The following is a 22,580-nucleotide window of genomic DNA, read 5'->3' as shown; positions in this document are numbered from 1 at the left end:
TCTCACTTCACTTTGGGCGTGTCTCCAAAACTTAGTGAATACGTTACCAAGGAACTGTTATGTGTTATTTAAGCTATTGACTCTAATGCAATTTTAACCATTTCGTTAAACGTGCTTTGACGCTCATCAGCAGGTGTTGCTTCGCCAGTGATTACGTGGTCACTTACTGTAAATAGTGCCATTGCGTTTGCGCCGTATTCAGCTGCAACGCCGTATAAACCGGCTGTTTCCATATCTACTGCTAGCATGCCTAACTTGTCTAAGTCTTTATAGAACGAGTCATCTGCTTGATAGAATGTGTCTGTCGTAAATACGTTACCTACTTTTGCTTTAATTCCTAGCTCTTTAGCAGCGTTTACGCCGTTTAAAAGTAGGTCAAAGTTAGCAATAGCAGCAAAATCGTAGCCACGTACGCGTGCACGGTTTACGTTTGAATCTGTGCTTGCACCTTGTGCAAAAATTACGTCACGAATTTTGATATCTGTGCCAATACCGCCACACGTACCAATACGTATAATATTTTTAACGCCAAAGCTTACAATTAGCTCACGTGCATAAATAGACATTGATGGAATGCCCATGCCTGAACCCATGATACTTACTGGCTTACCTTTGTAAGTACCAGTGAAACCGTACATGTTACGAACGCCTGTAACTTGTACTGCATCATCTAAAAAGTTTTCAGCAATATATTGCGCACGTAGCGGATCGCCTGGCATTAATACTGTTTCGGCGAAATCACCAACGTTTGCACTGATATGCGGAGTACTCATTAATTGTTTTCCTTTTTATTTGGCGTTTTTAGCTCATTTAAAAAGCTGTCGCCGTAATCAAGCGCAGATAAGCTAAACCACTGTGCCAGTGTTTGACCTATATCTGCAAAGCTGTTGCGTTCACCTAATGGTGTGTTACTCATACCTGGCTGGTATGCAATAACAGGTACGTATTCACGAGTGTGCTCAGAACCTGGAAAGGTTGGGTCACAGCCATGATCTGCAGTGATCATTAATACGTCATCTGCTTTTAACTGATTTAGTATAGTTGGTAAATAGTCATCAAATTCTTTTAATGCTTTTGCGTATCCTACTGGATTACGGCGATGACCAAATTTTTCATCAAAATCAACTAGGTTAGTAAAGATTAAGCTACGATCTGGCGCGCTTTCCATTACTTCGCTGGTTTTTTCTAGCAAGTTCATAAGTCCAGGTGCTTTATGCTTTTGGGTTATGCCCTGATGCGCGTAAATATCTGAAATTTTACCAATACTAATTACTTCGCCGCCGTCTTTTGCTAGTACATCTAGCAATGTTGGTGCAGGCGGAAGTACTGAATAGTCACGACGATTACCCGTTCGAGCAAAGTCTTGGCTATTTGAACCCAAAAATGGCCGCGCAATCACTCGTCCTATATTCATTTCATCAAGTAGCGCCCGTGCGATTTCGCAAACTTGATAAAGCTTCTCTAGGCCGAATGACTCTTCATGCGCGGCTATTTGAAACACGCTATCAGCTGAGGTGTAACAGATTGGTTTACCTGTTTTTACGTGCTCTTCACCTAGCTGTTCTAAAATGGTAGTTCCTGATGCATGGCAATTGCCTAAAATGCCAGGAATACCTGTACGAGCAATAAACTCGTCTATAAATTCTTGTGGGAAACTTGGCTGTGTTTTTGGGAAATATCCCCAATCAAATAACACCGGTACGCCTGCCATTTCCCAATGACCTGATGGCGTGTCTTTTCCGCTAGAGATTTCTTTAGCGTAACCCCATGCACCTTGAGGAGCTTGGCGGTCTGAAATTAAACACGGTTCGCCACCGGCAGCTTCGCATGCATCCACTAACCCAAGTTTTGATAGGTTAGGAAGCGACAGCGCACTGCCTGTTTCGTCGTAATATGCTTTTAGTAAGTGAGCGAATGTATTAGCTCCAAGATCGCCGAATTTATCTGCATCTGGTGCTGCACCGATTCCTAGGCTATCTGCCATTAAGATAATTGCTCTTGCCATTTTGACCTCACTTTGATTCTAGGCGGTTACTTTATCTGCTGATCGAATTTTTCGTACAGGACAAAAGTCCTGTTTCATAAAACCTAAACATTATAAATTTGCACCCTTGAGCGAAGCAAAAGAGATTAATCGTGTCTTTTTTGCTATTGTGATCTACCAACAATATATCTTTCTGTGTGGATGAGAACTTTAGTGACACGAACTACTATTATAGCCATTGCAGGCGCATCAGCGTCGGGCAAATCTCTTTTTAGCCAAACAATTTACAATGAATTGGTTAATGAGCTTGAACCAGGCGCTATCGCCATTATTGAAGAAGATGCTTATTACAAGGATCAGTCGCATTTGCCGATGGCTCATCGTACGCAAACAAATTACGACCATCCAGATGCATTTGAACACGCATTAATGCTTGAGCATTTAACGCAACTGCGTTGTGGTAACTCAGTAGAAGTACCAACGTATGATTATGCACAGCACACGCGCAGCGCAACCACACGCCGAGTGCCAGCTGCTAAAATACTCATTGTTGAAGGTATTTTACTATTGAGTGATAAAGCGCTTAATAAAGAATTTGATATTAAGGTGTTTATAGACACACCTTTAGATATTTGTTTAATGCGTCGTATGCAACGTGATATGGAGCAACGAGGCAGAACATTACAATCTGTTGTTGAGCAATATCAGGCAACTGTTAGACCGATGTTTTATCAATTCATTGAGCCTTCTAAGCATAACGCTGATTTAGTTGTGACTCGAGGCGGCATGAACCGCGTTGCGATTGATATAATAAAAAGTAAAATTAAATATTTACTACAAGAATAACAACGGGAAACATTTGTATGACAACATTTATGAGCTTAGTAGGCATGTGTGTGCTACTAAGCATTGCCTTTGCTGCGTCAACTAATCGCAAGGCAATTAATTTAAGAACCGTTGGTATAGCATTTGCGATGCAAATTGTTATTGGTGGTTTTGTACTGTTTTTCGAAGCAGGTAAAAATGTGTTAACTAGCATGTCATCAGCCGTTTCATCGGTTATTGGTTATGCAAACGACGGTATTGGATTTTTATTTGGTCCACTTGCCTCACAAGACACATTAGGTTTTATTTTTGCGATTCAAGTTTTGCCGGTTATCGTGTTTTTCTCAGCACTTGTTGCTGTGTTATATCACCTTGGCATTATGGATTGGATAATTAGGATTTTAGGCGGCGGTTTACAAAAATTATTGAAGACCTCGCGCACAGAATCGCTTTCAGCAACTGCAAATATTTTTGTAGGCCAAACTGAAGCACCGTTAATAGTTAAGCCATTTATAGCAACGATGACAAAATCGGAATTGTTTGCAGTAATGGTAGGTGGCTTAGCCACTGTAGCAGGCTCTGTAATGGCCGGTTACGTAATTATTGGCGTAGATCTTAAGTATCTTATTGCTGCGAGCTTTATGGCTGCACCAGGTGGTTTCTTAATGGCCAAGATGATTGTGCCAGAAACTGAAACGCCTAGAGATAACTTAGCTGATTTAGATTTAGATGACGAAGATAAACCTGTAAATGTAATTGATGCAGCTGCATCAGGTGCTGCAAACGGTATGCATTTAGCACTTAATGTAGGTGCAATGTTACTTGCTTTTGTAGCGCTAATTGCATTATTAAACGGTTTATTAGGCGGTATTGGCGGGTGGTTTGATTACCCAACATTAACGCTTCAAGAAATATTAGGTTATGTATTTGCTCCAGTTGCATGGTTACTAGGTGTGCCATGGGATGAAGCGATTATAGCCGGCAGCTTTATTGGTCAAAAGATAGTAGTAAACGAGTTTGTTGCTTACTTAGACTTTATAAATTATCGCGATACGTTAAGCGCGCACACACAAGCAATCGTTACTTTTGCTTTATGTGGGTTTGCTAACTTATCATCGATAGCCATTTTACTAGGTGGGTTAGGCGGTATGGCGCCTAGTCGGCGGAAGGATATCGCACGCTTAGGGCTCAGAGCAGTGTTAGCAGGATCTATGGCTAACCTTATGAGCGCAGCAATTGCTGGGTTTTTCCTCTCGCTAGCTTAGAAACTTATTGAGATGAACACCGGTGTTGCAAAACAAGAGGATAGCGCTTTAAGGGGTTAAAGCTCTATCTGACTTGAACGATACTTCACCAAGGGCCGCAAGGCCCTTTTATCGTTTTAGGCCTTAATTTTTAGCCTCAACTACTTCAAACCCCAAGCCACTTATCTATCTAGCCCCCTTTATAGTTATACATAACTCAAATAAACCAATATCTTAGTAACAAGTTCACATAAATAATTTTTGTGTTTTTCATATTTTCAGCCACACTTATTATTACTTAAGCTAACCGAATGACGATTCGCTATTGTGAAATATATTCTTTATTCTCTTTTTTTAATTTGCTCTGTGTATGTTCAAGCAAAGGAAGTCCTGCTTGTTGTTACAGAGTTAGCACCACCAAACCAAGTATTGATTAATGGCGAGGTAGCAGGTGAAGGTACTCAGTTTATTAGAGATATATTTGCTGAGGCTGATCTCACACCTAACATTCAAATGTATCCTTGGGCACGTGCTTATAAAATTGCAGATGAGTTAAAAAACACCTTTATATACAGCCTTGCACGCACTGTAGAGCGAGAAAATAAATTTTATTGGATAGGACCTGTCGGACGTTTTGAACTAGGCTTTATCGGCCTATCAGAGCGTGATGATCTTATTATAAATAATACTGAACAAGCAAAAGTGTATAAAATTGCAATGCAACGCAATGACTTTTCAACACAAACCCTCACGAAACTTGGATTTGAAGTTGTTTTAACCTCTGATATTCAAAAATCATACTCTTTACTATTAGCTAAAAAAGTAGATTTAATTGTAGACGATCCTTTATATATGCAGCAGATGAGCGACTATTTAAAGCTTGAACCAGCACACTTAAAGTTTATTTATAAAATAGATGAGCTAACAATTGATGCTTATTTAGCTGCGAATAAAAAAACAGATATGCATTTAATAGAAGCACTGCAAGCTGCATTTTTAAAAATAAAGCAAAATAAAGGGCTGCCTTATGAAAGATAAATCATTGAAGGTAAGTATGCTTATAGGCGGCAAAATCATCTTTCATTTTTAACTTTTTATATTCTTTGTTAAATCGCTTTATGACACGCACAACTACTTACTTATTAAATGCGATGCAATTGCTAGCAAGCGCACAAAGATATAATTTTTACAGCCTTTCAGCACCTTCCCCACTTTATAGTCAAAGGTTCCAGCTGATGCATTATTGTCATTATGAGCCCGAAATTAGATCTATTTTTCTTTTTAAAAATAAATCCATATATTGTTTTCGCCCGCTTTAAAACCAATTTTATATACGCCTAGAACTGAATTTTTTTTCGGCTTAAAATTTAGACCGCATACTTAATGGAATTGGTATAACTTGCTTATTAGCTTTGAGCTTATAAAAGAAGGTTTTACTAGATGCTAGCGGCTGACCCCAATTAAATAGAGGGTCACGTTCGATGTTTTTAATTATTGAAACAATGCCAAAGTAAGGGGCTTTTAAACTAAGTTATAAGCACGCTTCCAAAGTAGCAATTTAAACTCGCAGGTTATATCAATAGCTGTGCAAATACCTTTTACAATATTGAGAGTACTACTAACAAGCTGGTCTTTATCGTTTTGAATTTGTTGTTTTGAAATTATAAGGGAGAAATGTTCGGTATAAATTACAAGCTTAAACTCACTTGCATTAGCGCAATGACTTAGAAGAATAGAAAAATAAATATTAGGAGGGGCTTAATAATAGCAATATCATTTAGTTAATTTACATTGATAATGGACGTTGCTTGGTTTGAGTCAAATTTCAGACACAAAAAAAGCGCCTTAAGCGCTTTTTTTTCATTTTACTTAAAAAGTAAAATTATACAGCTGTGATGTTATCAGCTTGTGGACCTTTTTGACCTTGTGAAAGAGTAAACTCTACACGTTGGCCTTCAGCTAAAGTTTTGAAACCTTCGCTTTTGATTGCTGAGAAATGTGCGAAAACGTCTGGGCCATTTTCTTGCTCGATGAAACCAAAACCTTTAGACTCGTTAAACCACTTAACTGTACCTGATACGATGTTAGACATTGTAATATCCTGAAATAAAAATAAAAATATGCTCATAAGAGCGGGTGTAGCAAAAAATGAGATGGTACTTTAAAAACTTCAGGACGGTACTACAAGTATTACTTATATCGAAATGGAGATTTATAGCTTACATGCTTTCTTTCTAGCTGCGGCCCACTATATAGAGTTTAAATAATATGTCAAGTACCTATCTATAATCAGAATGATAAACAACCAAAACAGCTATCATTGGTTATTAAAATTCAAATTCTAATGCGAGCCTAAAACTATGGTTTTTTTCTGATTGGCTTATCTCAGTGATGAAACCCGCTTCCCATTTTAATTGCTTTTGCCCATCAAAGCGCTGTAAACCTATAAAGCCAGGCCCTATACCAATAAAGTCTTCACCTAGGTAAACCTCTATAGAAGGCTGGAAAGCAGAGCGATATCGATAGCGATATTGTGCTCTAAACTCACTTTCCCATTCGTTTTTAATGTCTTGCCCCCACTCATAAACCAAAAAAGCATTTAGCGTAAGACTTGTTTTTCCAAATTCTTTTTCGATCACAAAACCCGAGGTTGCCTCATACACATCTTCGTTATGTTTTTTTTCAAGCTCAAATAACGCGCCCCAATCAGCCCATAATTTACCTTGTTCAATTAATTGCCAACGTAGCTCAAGCTCATAAGCTTCTAATCCAAAGTCGCCGTTATCGTCTCGCTCACCAACTAAATAGCCTTCGAGTGCCATTGTATCGTTAATAGCACCGCCACCACCCAAACGCTGCGCTAGTATGTTGCCACTATCTGTTTGGTGCGACACTAATCGCCACTCAAATTCACGCTCAAAAGGCAAAACATAGGGGTGATATACCTTATCAACAACAATACCATCAGCCTTTGCTTGGATTGAGAATACCAACAAACAAAGAGCGGTAAAACTAAGCGCTAAATATAGGTTGAGTGCTTTCATACACGTTCCTTAGTTATTGAAGCCGGAATAACATAACAAAGTAATAAAAATAACACGCTGCTTGTACTATATATAAGTACACTCATTAAATCAGGAGTGGCCTCGTAACCAACAAGAGCACGCAGTACGCGGCCTAGCTCAGAGTTTTCGCTTAATACATAGCGTAAATCCCACACTGTTGAGGTGTTTGTAATTAAATCTATTTGGCTTGCCAAATCCAATGCAACTAATAACTTAGCCGCGCTGTTAAAAGCAAGCAAAATAAAAAGCGGGTACATACCAAAACGGTGCTTAATTGCATTCATTAAAAAGTACAGCAATACGCTAAAACTTAAACAAATTCCAACACCTAATAAAGTGCCAATAAATAAGCTTTGCCCTGCATCACTATTTTGCCAAAAACTGGTGAGGTAAATAATATAATGGCTTAAATAGAGCGTTATTGTGCTTATAACTGCGATATAAAATGCCGCTGACTTTTGCTTTAGTGCAAATACCAATACAGCAATAAATATAGTGATACATAGCCCTATTTGTGAGTACTCTAACCCTTGGTGTTCAAACCACTGGCTCACCCACGACGCACTTTGCATGTACAAAAACGACATTACCGCGCCTATTAATAAAGCAGAATATATTCGCAAAGAGCTCTGTTTTTTAACTACTTGTAGTAATACTAATAAAATAGCCACAGGTAGTAATTGGTTAAGGCTCATGACTAAACTAGTTATTAGCATGCTGCGCCCCTTCATCGCTAACTATAACAACGCCCCTTGCTGTATTTGGCGAAAACTCACCAAAAAACTCGTAATGCCCTTTACTTAGCGGTCCTATATAAATAATGCTTTTACGATTTGGGTAGAGTACTTTTTCTCTGTTTAGATCAAAGCTATCAAACTCTTCTGGTGTGCTGTCTTGGTTTTCTATCAATAGTTTTACTTTTTTATTTGCGGGAATAATTATTTGCGAGGGATAAAACAAATGATCTTTTAAAATAATAAGGTACTCTTTACTCGCCGCGTTAAACGACAAAAATAGCAAACAACAAAGACATTGATTGAATAAACGTTTAGTCACTTTTTACTCCTGTAAAAGTAACCTTAACGGTTAATCCACCTAAAGAGCTATTCGCTAAATGAATTTTTGCGTCATAAATAGCAATAATGTGTTGAACAATCGCCATACCTAAACCGGCACCTTGCTCGCCTGATGGATGTTGATCGCCACCTACGCGATAAAAGCGATTAAATATTCGGTCTTTTTGCTCTTCAGTCATCCCCGCACCAGAATCATCAATTTGCCAACTATAGTCATTATTACTTGATGCTAATTTAATTATAATTTGACCGTTACTAGGTGTGTATTTAATCGCATTACTGAGCAAGTTAGAGATAAGGGTCGTTAATGTAAACTCATCACCATTAATTACAAAATCATCGCCTTCGAGGCTAATCGTTTGGTTTTTTTCGTCTATTTTATCGTATTGCTCCGACACGGCTTGTTGGGTAATGGTTAGCAATGATTGCTCGCTAAACTGCTTCTGCCATTGCTCAGGCTGGGTGCGCCCTAAAATTAGCATTTGTTCAACAATATTACTTAAGCGGTTAATGCCCTGCGACATGGCTTGTAATTCTTGATGGTCTTGCAGATTACTTTGTTTATTAGCCAAATTATGTACATTAATTTTTAAGCTACTGAGCGGGGTACGTAATTCGTGAGCTGCATCTGAGGCAAAAAAGCGCTCTCGTAAGTAAGCGGTTTCTACGCGTTTAAATAAGTCGTTTAAACGATTAATAACCGGTTTAATTTCTTCGTCGGTTACTTGCCAGTTAATTGGCGTAAAGTCGTTAGCTTGGCGAGACGCCAACTGCTTAGATAATCGGGTAAGAGGGGCTAATGCGTATTTAACAAAAAAGCTAATAAAAATAGCAAGCAGAGGGACTGCCCATAGCATAGGTAACATTGCAGATAAAATAACGGCTTCAGCTAATTCAAAACGCTTTGCCATAGGTTCAGCAACAATGACTTTACGGGTGTTTTTACTCATCACAAATACCCGCATACGCTGCCCTGCTACATTGGCTGTTTGAAAGCCCTCGCTAAAACTAATTTGGTTATTCGTTAAACTCGATGAGCCACTAAGTAAATTATTATTTTGCCAAATTTGATACAACAACTGAGCGCTATTATTACTTACTTGTACTGCATCTGTGCTTAGTACCAATGGTTGCTCAATTAAAACGCCAGCCACTATTTTAAGTTCATTATCAAGCAAGTTTTCGCCGTGGTGCATGCTTTTTTGATAGCCTTTTACTAATGCTAAAAAGCAAGTTAGCACCATCATTGAAAGTAAAATTAAGGTCAGGCGTTTACGAATAGACATTTTCAACCTCGAAAGATAAACACACCCTAACGCTTACCAACTACGTAGCCAATGCCACGTAAGGTTTTAATAAAATCGCTAGGGAATTTTTTACGAAGATGATGAATATGGACCTCTATGGCATTAGAGCCAACTTCTTCACCCCATTGGTAAAGTTTATTTTCGAGTTGTTGTTTTGATTGCACCCTTCCCTGATTTTCCATCAGCGCTTTTAAAAGCATGTATTCTTTCCGCGGTAGTGTAAGTGACTGCCCACTTTGTGTAACTGTATGAGCAGATGTATCCATTACTACATCACCACAGCGCAATAAGCTTGATTGTGTTTGGTTAATGCGCCGACTTGCTACACGTAAACGGGCAAATAGCTCAGCGGGGTCAAACGGCTTTGCAAGGTAATCGTCAGCGCCCATGTCAAGCCCTTGGACTTTGTCATCAATACTGCCGCGAGCAGTTAAAATAACCACCGGTATTACTTTTTTTTGCGCTTTAATATGCTTTAAAACTTGCGAGCCATCGCCGTCAGGTAATCCTAAATCGAGAATAACAAGCTCAATTTCACCACTAGAAAGGCACTCTAAGGCATGCTTAACTGTGCCACTATGCTCTACACTGTAGCCCTCTTGACGCAAAGAGCGAATAAGCCCTTGCGCCACTAAATGATCATCCTCAACGAGTAATAAATGCATTATGTGTTTATCTTTTTAGTTTTTTATCTACTTTTACCAATAGCTGGCTTATTGCTTGTTGGCGATATTCATCTGCTTTTGCACGAGTATCACGAATGCCCGCAGCTTGTGCTACAAGTAGTCGTGCTTTAGCTTGTTTATAATCGCCTTCGTCATACAAATATTCACCGTATAAGTAATTAGTATCAATGCCTTCGAGATTAAAAGCGAGCGCTTGTTTAAATAATTTTTCAGCTTTGTCGTCATCACCAAAACCAATTGGCCAACCAGGTACTTTACTGTAAAGCGTTGCAAGGCTTGCGTAAGCTGAGCCATTTAATGCAGTGCCATCTATTGAGAGTGCATTTTCAAGTGACACTTTTGCCTCTTTTGCCAAACCAAGTGCACCCAAGCCCCCTTTTGCACCTGCAAAGCTAGCTAACACAATTCCATTCCAAATATGTGTTTGTGCTGAGCTTGGGTAGTTTTTAACAAATAACGCGCTTTGCTCACTTAGTTGCGTAAACGCGTCTATTTGCGCATCGTCTTCAAGTTCGTAGTTGGCAATTGCCCACTTTTGTTGAATTGAGGTTAAGTCTTGCGCTTCATCTGCCTGTACTGCGGTCGTAAATACAGCCGTTAATATTAAATATAATGCGAGTGTAAATTTATACATAATTTTGCCCTTGTATGTGTTTGTTAACTTAAAAAGCGTTTGATTTTAGGAAGTTGTTTTGCAATAGCGTTATCAACAACGCTTGGGAATGCGCCATTTATGCGTGCAAATAATTTTTCAGGAAAACCAATAAAGCGCCTTGTTTGGTTCGAACTTATAAGTGCTAATAACTCTTGAGCAACTAATTCTGGCGAGTCCATTTTATTACCGAGCTCTTTATTCATTGCCCGCGCTTTACTGCTATTAATAGAGGTATCTGTTGCTCTTGGTGCTAAATAGGTCACTTTAACGCCTGAACCATTCAACTCACGCGATAACGCTTCTGTAAAACCACGTAAACCAAATTTACTGGCGCAATAAAGTGTTTGAAACGGGTAACCAATACTGCCAAACGATGATCCCACGTTAACAATGGTGCCTTTGGTATATTGTAACTGCCCTAAAAATAGTTGGCATAATTTAATAGGTACCGACAAATTAGTAGTCAGCATATTATCTATTTGCTCATTACTTGTGTGCTCAAGGCTTTGCATCGTATTTACGCCAGCGTTATTAATAAGTAATTTAACGCCACCGAGTTGCTTGGCTTTTATGGCTAAGTTAATGCGTGTTGTATCGTCGGTTAAATCGCCAGTAAATGTTTCACTGTCTGGGCATTCACGGCTCAGTTTTTCAAGAGCTTGCGTATTACGCCCTACAAGCAGTAACGTCCACCCTTTTGCATATAGGGCTTTAGCAATTGCTTGCCCTATTCCGCCTGTTGCACCAGTTAGCACACATAAAGAGCTGCTCATGCCGATTTGCCTTGTGCACTTGCTTTAAAAAACGGTTCATCATCGAGTCCACGAAATATATCGCCGTATAAACGATAAAAGCGCTTTGCACCATGAAGTATGGCTTCTTGATCCGCCTCATCTGTTATTTGGTTCATTAGGTTTTCAAAAAACTTTACATGCTCTATATCAAGCGCGCCGTGAGAGGTTAAATAACTAAATGCTTTTTTAGGTAAGTCCACAGCATTTGCAATGTTTGAAGCCGCGCCATCAGCAAGCGCTATAGAAGTGCCTTCAAGCACATGCACCATGCCAAAAAAGCTCAACGGATTTTTACGTGCAATGGAGTCGTACGCATACGACACCATCATTTCGGTAGCGTATTGCGGCTGACTACACCGCACTATCTCTTTGTCAAAACCACAGGCTGCAATATCATTAAGTACCCACTCTTGATGACCAATCTCTTCTTCAATGTATTCTGCGATGGCTTCGCGCAGCCATTCTTGATTGTCGGTTAATCGTGCACCAACCGACATCATTAATGGCACTGTGTGTTTAACATGGTGATACGCTTGTGCTAAAAACGAGGCGTATTCTTCAAGTGATGCTTCGCCTTTAAAAACACGCTGGATAATAGGCGCTGCAAGCAGATAGTTTTGTTCTTGTTTAGTTTGCTCTTTAAGGGTGTTAAAAAAATCACTCATTAATTACTTCTCCAAGTCGGTAAAATTGCTCAAACACAGCATGGTACTGCTTACTTATGGCATCTCGTTTTGGACGATTATTTGTTGTTAATAATCCTTGTTGCACACTTAATGGGGCAGTTAAACGATGCCATTTTTGAATTCGTGCATAGTCGGGTAGTTGTTTATTAATTGCGTTAATGTATTGCTCTAACACTGGGTTACTTAGCTTTGTATCGGCGTAAATAATGGCACTCAGAAAAGGTTGCCCCTCACCAAATACAACCGCTTGTAAAATACCGCTTTGACTTAGTAATAGTGACTCAGGCCACTCGGCACTAATGTTGCGCCCCATACTGGTAATAATTAGGTTTTTTAATCGGCCTTTAATAAATAAGGTGTTTTGATGCTGATCGACCAGATCGCCGGTTGCATACCAGTGGTTTTTGTTGTGAGGTTGATGGTTTAAGTAACCTAAAAACAAATCGCCTTTTATAAAAAGCTGACCATTTTCAATTTTAGTTTGAATATGAGGTAACACAGAGCCGGCACTGTGGAGGTTATCGTTTGTGGGTGTATTTAAACTAACGACAGATGCCGCCTCAGAAAGCCCATAACCTTGGTACACTGGTAAGTTTAAGCTACGCGCTTTAACTATTAGCATTTCGCTGACAAGCGCACCACCCACAGCAAGAAACTGTAACGAACTAGGCGGTTGCCATCCATCTTCTGCAAAAGCAACTAAGCATGCTAATAGTTCTGGCACTAAAATAAGCGTATTTGGCTTAACTTTATCAATAGCAGCAATAAGTTGTGCGGGCTGTTTTAATGCTGTTCCAATAAAGCCTAATTCATTTAACGGCATTAAATGCACTGTACCGCCACTTTTTAAAGGCGCATATACACCGGCTATATTTTCAAGTAACACAGCAAGCGGCAATAAACATAAATGCACAGGCTTTTTAATATTAATTTTATCGCACAGAGATTGAGCTACCTGCATTTGGCTCTTTGCAGATAAACACACGCCTTTTGGTTGTCCAGTAGAGCCTGATGTAAACGTTACTTTTTGAGTTTCTGGAAAATAACTGACGGGTTTAGCTGCAACAATTTCGTAAATATATAATGTGTAACACTCAAATAAATTGATTGATGCGGTCGGCTCCCCAAATAAAGGGTTTAGCGTGTCGCTCATAAATACATTAGCGCCGCATTGCGCTAGTACATATTGAGTTTGTTGTTCACTAAAAAAGTGAGCAATTGGCACAGCCACTTTATTAGAAACCGCAGTAGCGGCATCAATAACAAGCCAAGCTGGCGTATTATCGAGCTTATAAGCGACACATTTGCCGTTAAAGCTTTGTAGTATTTTTACTACTTTTTGTATTTGCTGGTTAAACTCATCACCGTTAATTTCACGTGTTAGATCTTTATTATGGGCAATAATTAATGGCGATACTGAATGAGTATTATAGTAGTTCATACATTCACCAATGCGTTTACCAAAGAATTGATATTTGAGTGGTTTTGCTGCATCAAACTATAAAGCATTGGGGTATTTAATACTTGTTGGTGAGCTTGCTCTAGGCTCACAATGCATACTGTTGGTTGGTTGGCGTAATAGCTGCCCCACTTTAATGGGTTCTCAACTACAAAACTGCTCGCAAGTGCAATTTCGGTACACGTAACACCAAGTAAGCGCAATAAAGCACGCACTTTGTTGGTTGCACAAAACACTAAATGTTTTGCCCCCACACTTTGCAGAGCTTCGTTAACAATAATAAAATGTGCAAGTGTTGCTCTTCGATTTGTAGAGCAGAGATTACCAAGTTCAAAAATTTTATTGCGAGAAATACTTTCATCTAAAAAATCTTCAACGGGTGATGCTAAATATTGCTCAATAAACAATGGCGAAGTTGCTTGCCTTAGCCCTAACGTGCACTTTCCTTGCTCGGTAACGTATTGGCAAAGTAGTGGCATAAAAGAAGTAAGCTTAGCGTTATACGCAACTAAAAAACCTTCTTTCACTGTATTTTCGAGATTTTTTCGATGCACATCATCAATACGAGCACTAATAAACTGACTGTTATTTTGTGTTAAATCTAATGATGTAGAAGTGTGGGCTAATTGCATAAGCTCGCTCATTTAAACCTGTTTATATTTCAGGGTTTAAACTTAACGAGTGAAACTTAAAGAAAACTTAAGAAATTTAATTTAAATGAAAAAGCGTCTTAAGTATTAAATCGCGAGGGCCTAGGCAAGCTAAATAGATCAGAATTCAACTAACTAACAAATTGCTATAACAAAACTTCTTTTTTAAATTAAACTTAGGTTAATTATTACCCTAGGGCCTATTTATCTTTCGAGGTTAAATTTGCAGCAGCATGTTTGGTTTTTAGGCAAGGCAGAGCCTATGTAGTGTGGTTATTCCCCATTAATGGGCGATAACGCAGCATAAATACCAAACATGCGCTGCCCTCTGGGTTCTTTCTAGGGACGATTAACTCTTTGTTGCCTGCATGGATGTAGGTAAGGGGCGTGAGCAGGACGCGGAAGCTTTGCTCGGTTTTTACTTATTCTTACATGGATGTAAGCCAGTAGGGTAACGCAGGAGCAGTTACCGAGCCCACTAGGTTACAAACCTCGCGCCGCGATTAAATCGCCCCTAGATAGAACAATTTTTAATCCTGAAAGGTCAACAGGCCCTAGCAGCTTTGTATGCATCACGTTAGTATAGTGTTCTACTTAAGTTACATAACGATAATTACATGAGCATAAAAACAAACGCGTTAATTTACTTTTTAGCTTTTTGCAGCGGCTTTTGCATAATGGGCATTGAGCTTTTAGGTGGGAGGATTCTTGCCCCCTTTTTTGGCAGTAGCGTGCATATTTGGGGCAGTATAATTACTGTGTTTATGCTTAGTTTATCTTTTGGGTATTTACTTGGTGGTAAACTCAGCACTAAAAATGCATCCCTTACCAAATATGGTTTAATATTTTTAATTGCCAGCATTATGGTTGTTCCTATTACATTATTTTCGCAGCCTATAATGGAATTTATATTTACCCATATTGAAGATAGCCGCTACGGCTCACTCTTAGCGTCAACTGCTTTATTTTTTATACCTACCGTTATTTTAGGCATGATCTCGCCCTACTCTGTGCGCTTACTGGTAACAGATAGCGATAAAAGCGGCCAAGTTGCTGGGCGTTTATACTTTGTAAGTACGCTTGGCAGTGCCCTGGGTACTATTATTACCTCGTTTTACTTTGTGCTCGCGTTTGACGTAAATACAATTATTAGCGCCTTTGCTTTAACACTTGGGGCACTGGGTTTAGTCGCGATTGTTATTAATACCTTGGTTAATAATAAGGGGCTTGCTCATGCTTAAATATTTGCTACTGCCATTAATTGTGTTTTCAGGTTCTGCGTTTAGTAAGGTTATTCATGAAGAACGCTCGCTTTATCGCAATATTATTGTTGAAGAAACGAGCGACTTACGTTGCCTTAAATTTAATACTAAAAGTAGCCAAACAAGCCAAAGTTGCATGTATAAAAGCAATCCCGACAAACTTGTTTTTAATTACACAAAATTGACGTTTGCGAGCCTTTTAGTAACCGACAACCCTAAAAGTGTACTTATTATAGGATTAGGTGGCGGTACGCTTTCTAATGTTATTCATGAGCTATACCCCACTGCAAATATTCATAATGTTGAAATAGATCCTGCAGTAACTAAAGTTGCACGCGATTACTTTAACTTTATAGAAAACGACTTAGTGACATCAAGCGTGCAAGATGGCCGTATTTTTATAAAGCGCGCCGCTATTAAAAAGCAAAAGTACGATTGGATTATTTTGGATGCGTTTAACGGTGACTATATTCCGGAGCATTTGCTCACTAAAGAGTTTTTTGAAGAAGTACAAAGCGTATTAGCCGATGGTGGCGTTATTGCCGCAAATACGTTTTCAAGTAGTAAACTTTATGAGCATGAGTCGGCAACTTACCACGCTGTATTTGGCGACTTTATAAATGTAAGCCGCGAAAATCGCAGCAACCGTATTATTTTAGCGGGACTTAAATCAATACCGAGCGAAGCGCAAATTAACACGCGTGTTAATGCTCTCGCCCCTAAATTAGTAAAATACGGTGTAGATATAAAAGCGATTAGCCAACTTATGCACTTTACTAAAGACGGCCAAGATTGGCCTGCAGATACAAAAGTACTTACCGATCAATACTCCCCAGCTAATTTACTTAACTTTTAAAACTCCCTAAACCTCACCATTTTTTTACAGGTGAGGTTTAGCAAATATTTTGCCACTTCTCGCACTTACGCATATTTACTTAGCTTGCTAAGTAATGATAAAATAGTTAGCTTGCTAACTATGTTGGGATGGCTATGCCTACACAAAAACCTTTTCACGAGACGCTCGATTTAACCGTTATCGGTAATATGGGCCGAGTTCATCGCTTATGCCGCGAAGCAGTAACCATTGCTGTTGAGCCTTTGGGGCTTACTCAGTCGCGCTGGACTGCACTAATGCATATAAATATGCGTGGTGAGGGACTAACACAACTTGAACTTGCTAATAGCTTAGGGATAGAAATGCCTTCACTGACTCGCACGCTTAAGCAATTAGAGGAGCAATCGTTAATCGTTCGCCGTGTAGACAAACATGATAAGCGCAGTAAAAGACTCTATTTTACTGAGCAAAGTGATGCCATTTTACATTCATTGCAAGAGACCATTTCCGATATAAAAAATCAGTTATACAGCGGTTTATCTGTTGAGCAGCTAGATGCCATTGCATTTGGTTTGATCAAAATAGAGCAAAACGCCCTTAAATGTATTCAAGTTAATAAGTAAGGCTAAAAATGACACCGGATCAAAAGTTTGCACGCTATGTAAGGTTTTCTCTCATAGGGTTTATCTTAGTATTTATTTACTATTTAGTGGCCGATATGGTTTTACCTGTGACACCACAGGCACGTGTATACCACCCTGTTGTGCAAATATCACCGCAAATTAGTGGCCGAGTCACTAGTGTGCAAGTTAATAATAACCAACCAGTTAAAGCGGGCGATATATTATTTAGTATCGATGAAGGCCCATATAATTTAGCCAAAGAGCAAGCTCAACTCGCGCTTGATGATGCCAAATTACAAAATAAGCGTCTTGATACCAATGTTAAAGCCCTTGAAGCACAAATTAGTGCTGCAAATGCTAAGCAGCATGAGCAAAAGCTATTAAAAAGCAGAGGCGAAAAACTCTATACTCAAAAGTCTATATCGGAGCAAGAGCTTGAAAGCATTCGTGCTAACTTTGAAGCCAGTAAAGCAAATGTTGCGGCTCTAGAAGCGCAGTTAGCTGAAGCAGTTTTAGCTAGAGGTGACTCAGGTAATAAAAACTTAGCTATGCGTCATGCTGCTAACCAGTTAGCGCAGGCTGAGTTAAATTTATCCTACACGCAAGTACGTGCACTAAGTGACGGCGTAGTTGCTAACTTACAGTTATTAGACGGCGCGTATGCTGTTGCAGGTAGCCCATTATTAGCTATTGTCGCTAAAAAAGCCGATTTAGTTGCCGACTTTAGAGAAAAGTCACTCTCAAATATGAAGCAAGGCACTCAAGCGCGCGTAGTATTTGATAGCCGCCCAGGTGAAGTTTACGACGCAATACTAGAAACATTTGAAGCAGGTGTTAGCAACGGTCAACTTAGTGCAAATGGTTTACTAAGTACAACAGAAACCAGCAATCGTTGGGTACGCGATGCACAGCGTCAACGCATTCATTTAAAGCTCGTAAATCATCAAGACTTAATAGCAAACATGCCGAGCGGGTCACGTGCAACAGTACAATTATTACCAGAATCGACAATTGGGCAATGGTTTGGCTCTGCACAAATTAGGTTTATTAGCTGGTTACACTACATTTATTAATGGAGACTTTATGACTCAAATTGTTAGCCAAGGCCCACAATTAGACTCTAATGGCCTTCGCCAAGCACTACGCATTGCAGGTGGATGCACCCTTGGCTTTACTATTAGTAAATTAATGAACTGGCCTAATGGTATATTTTTTACCGTTTATCCTATGTTGATATTGGGCATGGTACCTACGTTAAGTCGTGGGCTTATAAATCAATTTATAGCATCTGCTGCATTTAGCGCGCTTATAGTGCTGATAATGCAGGGATTGTTTTCTCACTTACCAGTCGTTATGACATTATTAGTGTTTGGTGTTTTTTGCTTTTTATTTTACCAAATGAGTAGCGGTAGTGCCTTTTTATTTGGCGCTTTAGGCGTGATAAGCCTTTCTATTCAGCTGCATTTTTCGAGCTATGTTGATGAAGGAAGTAGTATTTATCCGTTAATTTTAACTAATGGTTTGGCTATATTTTTAACCGTTGTTATTGGAGCATTAATGCATGGCCTATTTCCTGATGTAACCGCAAGGCCCGGGCGAGTAATGCCAGCTAAAGCAAAAGAAAGTATTCGCCATGAGGTATTGTTATGCTCAACCGTGGCTACGCTCTCTTTTGTGGTTTTTCAGGTTCTTGATTTACAAGACTCAATATCTGCGCAGGCAGCTTCTGTGCTTATTTTGTTTTCATTATGCTGGAAAGCCGCAGGTATGGCTGGTTGGCAGCGAGCAATTGGAACGCTTATAGGGTGTAATGCAGCGTTACTATCGCAACTATTTTTGTATAGTCACTCTGATTTTTTACTTTTTCCGATGGCTATTTTATGGATACTTTCGTTTCTTTTTGCGCGTTTTCATATTTTAGGCGGAGGCATACCTGGTATTGGTTTTGGTGTGTTGACTACGTTTGGTATTTTATTTGGGAACTCACTCGGACCAGGCCAAGATCTTGTTTATAGCGCAATGTACCGGTTTAGCTCGGTATCGGTGGCTATAATATTAAGTCTGTGCGTTGTGTATATTATGCACCATATACTTAATCGGTTTAGTGTAACTCGCCATCATACTTTTGATTAGGTAAATCTTGTTTTATAAAACTAAAGGCTGCAATTGCAGCCTTTTTTATAAGCTTAGTTAAGTTATTTTAATGATATAAATAAACTATAATTTTGTTTTAAATACTCACCAACGGCTCTTTGTACACAATAAAGCTTTTAGTCTTTTTGGGTGATAAGAAGCGTAAGCACACCTGCTATAATTCCCCAAAAAGCAGACCCCACTGAGAGTAATGTTAAGTTAGATGCAGTTACTAAAAAAGTAACAATTGCGGCCTCCGTATATTTAGTACTACTAAGGGCTTGCTGCAAACTATTAGCAATGGTGCCAAATAGCGCAATGCCCGCCAAAGCTAAAATAAGTGCCTGCGGTAAACTTGCTACCAACCCAACTAATGTAGCCGCGCACAGCGCCATTAAAATATAAAATGCGCCCGCCGCTATACTCGCCCAATAACGTTTATCATGATTTTCATCCGCTTCATCACTCATACAAATAGCAGCAGTAATAGCGGCTAAATTAATAGAATAAGCTCCAAACGGGGCGGTAAGTATATTTACAAAACCAGTCACATTAAGAGATGCAGATATAGGCGCTTTATATTTATGCGCTTTTAAAACAGCAATACCCGGTAAATTTTGCGAGGTCATGGTAACTATATAAAGTGGTAAACCTATGCTAATGCATGCTTGCAAGTGAAAAACGGGTTCAATATAAGCAAATTCGCTCATTTTCCAGTGCAGTGCGCTGGTATCAATATGGCCCATTTGCCAAGCGAGTAGTACACCTATAATAAGCACACTTAACATAGCAAAACGGGCAAAAAAGCGTTTACCAATAAAGTACATAACAACCATTAAGCCAATCACTAAAGGCATGTCGTTCATAAAATTAAACACATCGATACCAAAGGTAACAAGTACGCCGGCCAACATGGCGCACGCAAGCTCACTTGGAATACGGTTCATTATTTTTTCAAACCAGCCCGTCACCCCCGACAAAAAAACGAGCAATGCACTGAGCATAAACGCGCCAATAGCCTCGTTTAAGTTATACCCTTGTGCACTTGAAATCAGTAATGCAGCCCCCGTGGTAGACCACGCAATTAAAACAGGCACTTTGTAATAGTACGACAAACCTATTGACGTTGTGCCCATCACTAAACCAAGCATTAAAATCCAACTAGCTACTAAATCAGGCGTGCCTCCAAGGGTTATCACCACCTGATAAATCAATGCAATGGAACTCGAAAAACCAATAATTACAGCCACAAGCCCTGCTGTAATTCGGTTAAGCAACTGATCAGACACCTTCATAAATCCCTCGTAATGCCATTTATGCAGCACACAACATACGTGCCCGATAAATGCATTGCAATTAGCGATTAGTTTACAAAGAGTGAAAAAAATTCACTTTTTATTTTTCATTGTAATTAACGTCAAAAAGTCACTTTTAACCATTGTATTTAACTAAACAAACAAGTACCCACAAACGCGCCAAAGGCCGCATAAACCCTACAAAAAACCAATACTAAAAAGAGTGAAAAACATACCAAAAATAAATATCCTTATATTTTATAAGGAATTATGAAATTTAGAATTAATTCTTTTCGGTTACATTTATTATCTTGATCTAATCCATTTAATAATATAAAACATAACAAACAGTTAACCAAAAACACTAAAAGAGAAACAAATGAAGAGATCTGTCGTCTTACTAATTGCTATACCATTATCGGCATTTGCAGTTTATGGGCTATTTTTTAATGCAGATGAAACGGGCGAACCTATCGCGCCTGTTGCTATTGATTTTGTTCCTATTGATTTACAAAAAACGCGCAATACACATCCCCCTGCACCTATTGATATGAGTAAAGATCCAATTACCGTTAAACCTATTATTGCCCCTGACAACAGCTTACCGTTTGAAGAATTTGATGCCGTAAATCGCCTATCCGACAAAGCAAAGCAAGTGCTTATAAACGCAAAAGTTTTACCTACCGACTTACATAACGAGGCCTATATTGAGTTTGATTTAAATTCTTTACAGGCGTTAGAGACTGGCGAAAATTTTGATTTAGCTATTCCGCAAACAGCCGAAACATTCACCGCAGAAGTGACTAATGTGGTTGAGTCTGAAAATGGCGATAAGAGCATATTTGGCAAAATAGTGGGTGTTGATGGCCGCATGCATAATACCGTTTTAACGGTAGGTAAAGATGCCGTATATGGTCAATTTACTGCGCCTTCTGGCAATTATGTATTCGAAAGTAAAGGTAAGTACGGATGGATTGCAGCAAAACGCGATTTATATAAAAGCCACATAGAGCATGATGTAACCGCACCAAAACCCAAATCAGATAAAAGCATCGATATATTTGCACCAAAAATTGATGGCTAACCAATAATCAAAATATAAAAAACAACTAAAGCCGCACTATAGGGCAGCTTTAGTGTGTCTGCTTTTTATGAGATCAACCAAGTTAAAAACAAGTTCCAACCACAACAAGAGTAAGGAAATACAATAATGAAAAAAGTAATCACAACAACCGCACTGGCTGCGGCATTATGTGCAGCAAGTGTTGCACAAGCAGAAACAATCGATATCGGTATTTTATATACCGACCAATCAGCTGCTGCAACTAGCAATATTGACACTAAAATAAATCAACTAATTGCTTTTAGTAATCAGGTATATAGCCAAAATGGCGTTGATATAACACTACGCTTAGCTGGCAAACAAAACTTAGGTGACTATGCAGTAACGCCGTCTGAGGATTGGTTAGATTCGGTTACAAATAGCAGCTACGTAGATGGTTTACGCAGCGATTGGAAAGCCGACATGATTGCCGTATTAGGTACTGGTCAAAGTGCTGGCAATGGGCTTATTTCATGTGGTTTAGCATGGGTTGGCCAAGGCACTAATGGCAATCTATACAGCTCAATGAGCAGCCGTATGTACTCAATCACTGCAATTGATTGTGGTGCAACGACATTTGTACACGAACTTGGTCATAACCAAGGTTTAGCGCATTCACGCAAACAAGGTGATACGTCTGGCGGTGTATATGTAGATGGCATGGGTCATGGCGTACAAAACGAGTTTGCAAGTATAATGGCTTACCCGCACGTTTACGGTAGCGCAACTCAGTACGATTACTTCTCTAACCCTGGCTGGAGCGTAAACGGTATTGCATTTGGTATTACAAACCAAGCGCATGCAATTCGCACAGTTACTGCTACAAAAACAAGTATTGCTAACTTTAAATAAGCTGCCCAATAAAAAAGTGGGCTAAATAGCCCACTTTATAGTTTTAA

Annotated in this window: 24 protein-coding genes; 10 read left to right on the top strand and 14 right to left on the bottom strand. The window is 39.2% G+C overall.

What is annotated here, in order from left to right; translation table 11 throughout:
• Positions 1-68: 68 nt before the first annotated feature.
• Both deoD and I6F50_RS11265 read right to left on the bottom strand, forming a co-directional pair.
• Positions 69-773, bottom strand: coding sequence for a purine-nucleoside phosphorylase (gene deoD, locus I6F50_RS11270; protein WP_002959109.1), 705 nt, complete (start codon positions 771-773; stop codon positions 69-71).
• Positions 773-2,005, bottom strand: coding sequence for a phosphopentomutase (locus I6F50_RS11265; RefSeq protein ID WP_010555228.1), 1,233 nt, complete (start codon positions 2,003-2,005; stop codon positions 773-775). The genes deoD and I6F50_RS11265 overlap by 1 nt, the downstream gene beginning before the upstream one ends.
• Before the next feature lie 192 nt (positions 2,006-2,197).
• Between I6F50_RS11265 and udk the strand changes: the two genes are divergently transcribed.
• The 3 genes from udk to I6F50_RS11250 all read left to right on the top strand — a co-directional run bounded on the left by udk (position 2,198) and on the right by I6F50_RS11250 (position 5,091).
• Positions 2,198-2,830, top strand: a complete 633-nt coding sequence (gene udk / locus I6F50_RS11260) for a uridine kinase (RefSeq protein ID WP_007583533.1) — start codon at positions 2,198-2,200, stop codon at positions 2,828-2,830.
• A 17-nt stretch (positions 2,831-2,847) separates the two neighbouring features.
• On the top strand, positions 2,848-4,074 hold the full coding sequence (locus I6F50_RS11255; protein ID WP_007583535.1) for a NupC/NupG family nucleoside CNT transporter: 1,227 nt from the start codon (positions 2,848-2,850) through the stop codon (positions 4,072-4,074).
• Positions 4,075-4,380: 306 nt separating this feature from the next.
• On the top strand, positions 4,381-5,091 hold the full coding sequence (locus I6F50_RS11250) for a transporter substrate-binding domain-containing protein (RefSeq protein ID WP_197176238.1): 711 nt from the start codon (positions 4,381-4,383) through the stop codon (positions 5,089-5,091).
• An 844-nt stretch (positions 5,092-5,935) separates the two neighbouring features.
• On the opposite strand, the gene I6F50_RS11245 is transcribed toward I6F50_RS11250, so the two are convergent.
• The 11 genes from I6F50_RS11245 to I6F50_RS11195 all read right to left on the bottom strand — a co-directional run bounded on the left by I6F50_RS11245 (position 5,936) and on the right by I6F50_RS11195 (position 14,413).
• On the bottom strand, positions 5,936-6,145 hold the full coding sequence (locus tag I6F50_RS11245; protein ID WP_002959120.1) for a cold-shock protein: 210 nt from the start codon (positions 6,143-6,145) through the stop codon (positions 5,936-5,938).
• A 235-nt stretch (positions 6,146-6,380) separates the two neighbouring features.
• On the bottom strand, positions 6,381-7,097 hold the full coding sequence (locus tag I6F50_RS11240; protein ID WP_165740513.1) for a hypothetical protein: 717 nt from the start codon (positions 7,095-7,097) through the stop codon (positions 6,381-6,383).
• The gene (locus I6F50_RS11235; RefSeq protein WP_197176236.1) at positions 7,094-7,834 is read right to left on the bottom strand and encodes an iron transporter; all 741 of its coding nucleotides are present in this window, start codon (positions 7,832-7,834) and stop codon (positions 7,094-7,096) included. Before I6F50_RS11235 ends, I6F50_RS11240 begins: the two co-directional genes overlap by 4 nt.
• Positions 7,821-8,174: a cupredoxin domain-containing protein gene (locus I6F50_RS11230; protein ID WP_024591521.1), complete on the bottom strand. Its 354-nt coding sequence runs from the start codon at positions 8,172-8,174 to the stop codon at positions 7,821-7,823. The genes I6F50_RS11235 and I6F50_RS11230 overlap by 14 nt, the downstream gene beginning before the upstream one ends.
• The gene (locus I6F50_RS11225) at positions 8,167-9,480 is read right to left on the bottom strand and encodes an ATP-binding protein (protein ID WP_165728802.1); all 1,314 of its coding nucleotides are present in this window, start codon (positions 9,478-9,480) and stop codon (positions 8,167-8,169) included. The genes I6F50_RS11230 and I6F50_RS11225 overlap by 8 nt, the downstream gene beginning before the upstream one ends.
• 26 nt (positions 9,481-9,506) lie before the next feature.
• Positions 9,507-10,166: a response regulator transcription factor gene (locus I6F50_RS11220; protein WP_165740511.1), complete on the bottom strand. Its 660-nt coding sequence runs from the start codon at positions 10,164-10,166 to the stop codon at positions 9,507-9,509.
• 7 nt (positions 10,167-10,173) lie between these two features.
• Positions 10,174-10,821, bottom strand: coding sequence for a hypothetical protein (locus I6F50_RS11215; protein ID WP_165740510.1), 648 nt, complete (start codon positions 10,819-10,821; stop codon positions 10,174-10,176).
• A 23-nt stretch (positions 10,822-10,844) separates the two neighbouring features.
• Complete coding sequence (locus I6F50_RS11210) at positions 10,845-11,615, bottom strand: SDR family oxidoreductase (protein WP_165740509.1); 771 nt, start codon at positions 11,613-11,615, stop codon at positions 10,845-10,847.
• Positions 11,612-12,301: a TenA family transcriptional regulator gene (locus I6F50_RS11205; protein ID WP_166377543.1), complete on the bottom strand. Its 690-nt coding sequence runs from the start codon at positions 12,299-12,301 to the stop codon at positions 11,612-11,614. The genes I6F50_RS11210 and I6F50_RS11205 overlap by 4 nt, the downstream gene beginning before the upstream one ends.
• Positions 12,294-13,763 carry an AMP-binding protein gene (locus I6F50_RS11200; RefSeq protein WP_197141698.1) on the bottom strand — a complete coding sequence of 490 codons (1,470 nt, stop codon included), beginning with the start codon at positions 13,761-13,763 and terminating at the stop codon, positions 12,294-12,296. Before I6F50_RS11200 ends, I6F50_RS11205 begins: the two co-directional genes overlap by 8 nt.
• Positions 13,760-14,413: a thermostable hemolysin gene (locus I6F50_RS11195; protein ID WP_033026818.1), complete on the bottom strand. Its 654-nt coding sequence runs from the start codon at positions 14,411-14,413 to the stop codon at positions 13,760-13,762. The genes I6F50_RS11200 and I6F50_RS11195 overlap by 4 nt, the downstream gene beginning before the upstream one ends.
• A 635-nt stretch (positions 14,414-15,048) precedes the next feature.
• On the opposite strand from I6F50_RS11195, the gene I6F50_RS11190 reads away from it, so the two are divergent.
• The 5 genes from I6F50_RS11190 (at position 15,049) to I6F50_RS11170 (ending at position 19,284) form a co-directional block, all read left to right on the top strand.
• Positions 15,049-15,672 (top strand): fused MFS/spermidine synthase, encoded by a 624-nt coding sequence (locus I6F50_RS11190; RefSeq protein WP_007583564.1) that lies wholly within the window; start codon positions 15,049-15,051, stop codon positions 15,670-15,672.
• On the top strand, positions 15,665-16,549 hold the full coding sequence (locus I6F50_RS11185) for a spermidine synthase (RefSeq protein ID WP_024592422.1): 885 nt from the start codon (positions 15,665-15,667) through the stop codon (positions 16,547-16,549). Before I6F50_RS11190 ends, I6F50_RS11185 begins: the two co-directional genes overlap by 8 nt.
• Positions 16,550-16,683: 134 nt before the next feature.
• Positions 16,684-17,151, top strand: a complete 468-nt coding sequence (locus I6F50_RS11180) for a MarR family transcriptional regulator (RefSeq protein ID WP_007583567.1) — start codon at positions 16,684-16,686, stop codon at positions 17,149-17,151.
• Positions 17,152-17,159: 8 nt separating this feature from the next.
• Positions 17,160-18,224, top strand: coding sequence for an HlyD family secretion protein (locus tag I6F50_RS11175; protein ID WP_121953524.1), 1,065 nt, complete (start codon positions 17,160-17,162; stop codon positions 18,222-18,224).
• 10 nt (positions 18,225-18,234) lie between these two features.
• Complete coding sequence (locus tag I6F50_RS11170) at positions 18,235-19,284, top strand: DUF2955 domain-containing protein (RefSeq protein WP_007583570.1); 1,050 nt, start codon at positions 18,235-18,237, stop codon at positions 19,282-19,284.
• A gap of 137 nt (positions 19,285-19,421) precedes the next feature.
• On the opposite strand, the gene I6F50_RS11165 is transcribed toward I6F50_RS11170, so the two are convergent.
• Entirely contained in the window at positions 19,422-20,579 is a 1,158-nt protein-coding gene (locus I6F50_RS11165; protein WP_165728808.1) for a benzoate/H(+) symporter BenE family transporter, read from the bottom strand.
• Positions 20,580-20,958: 379 nt separating this feature from the next.
• Here I6F50_RS11165 and I6F50_RS11160 point away from each other — a divergent pair, with 379 nt between their 5' ends.
• Positions 20,959-21,663 (top strand): hypothetical protein, encoded by a 705-nt coding sequence (locus I6F50_RS11160; protein WP_165728809.1) that lies wholly within the window; start codon positions 20,959-20,961, stop codon positions 21,661-21,663.
• Between the two features lie 126 nt (positions 21,664-21,789).
• On the top strand, positions 21,790-22,533 hold the full coding sequence (locus tag I6F50_RS11155; protein ID WP_007583576.1) for a zinc-dependent metalloprotease family protein: 744 nt from the start codon (positions 21,790-21,792) through the stop codon (positions 22,531-22,533).
• The last annotated feature ends 47 nt before the right edge of the window (positions 22,534-22,580 follow it).

Source organism: Pseudoalteromonas sp. NZS127_1, assembly GCF_015864295.1.
Lineage (GTDB): Bacteria > Pseudomonadota > Gammaproteobacteria > Enterobacterales > Alteromonadaceae > Pseudoalteromonas > Pseudoalteromonas arctica.
This window is presented reverse-complemented; position numbering and strand designations above follow the sequence as displayed.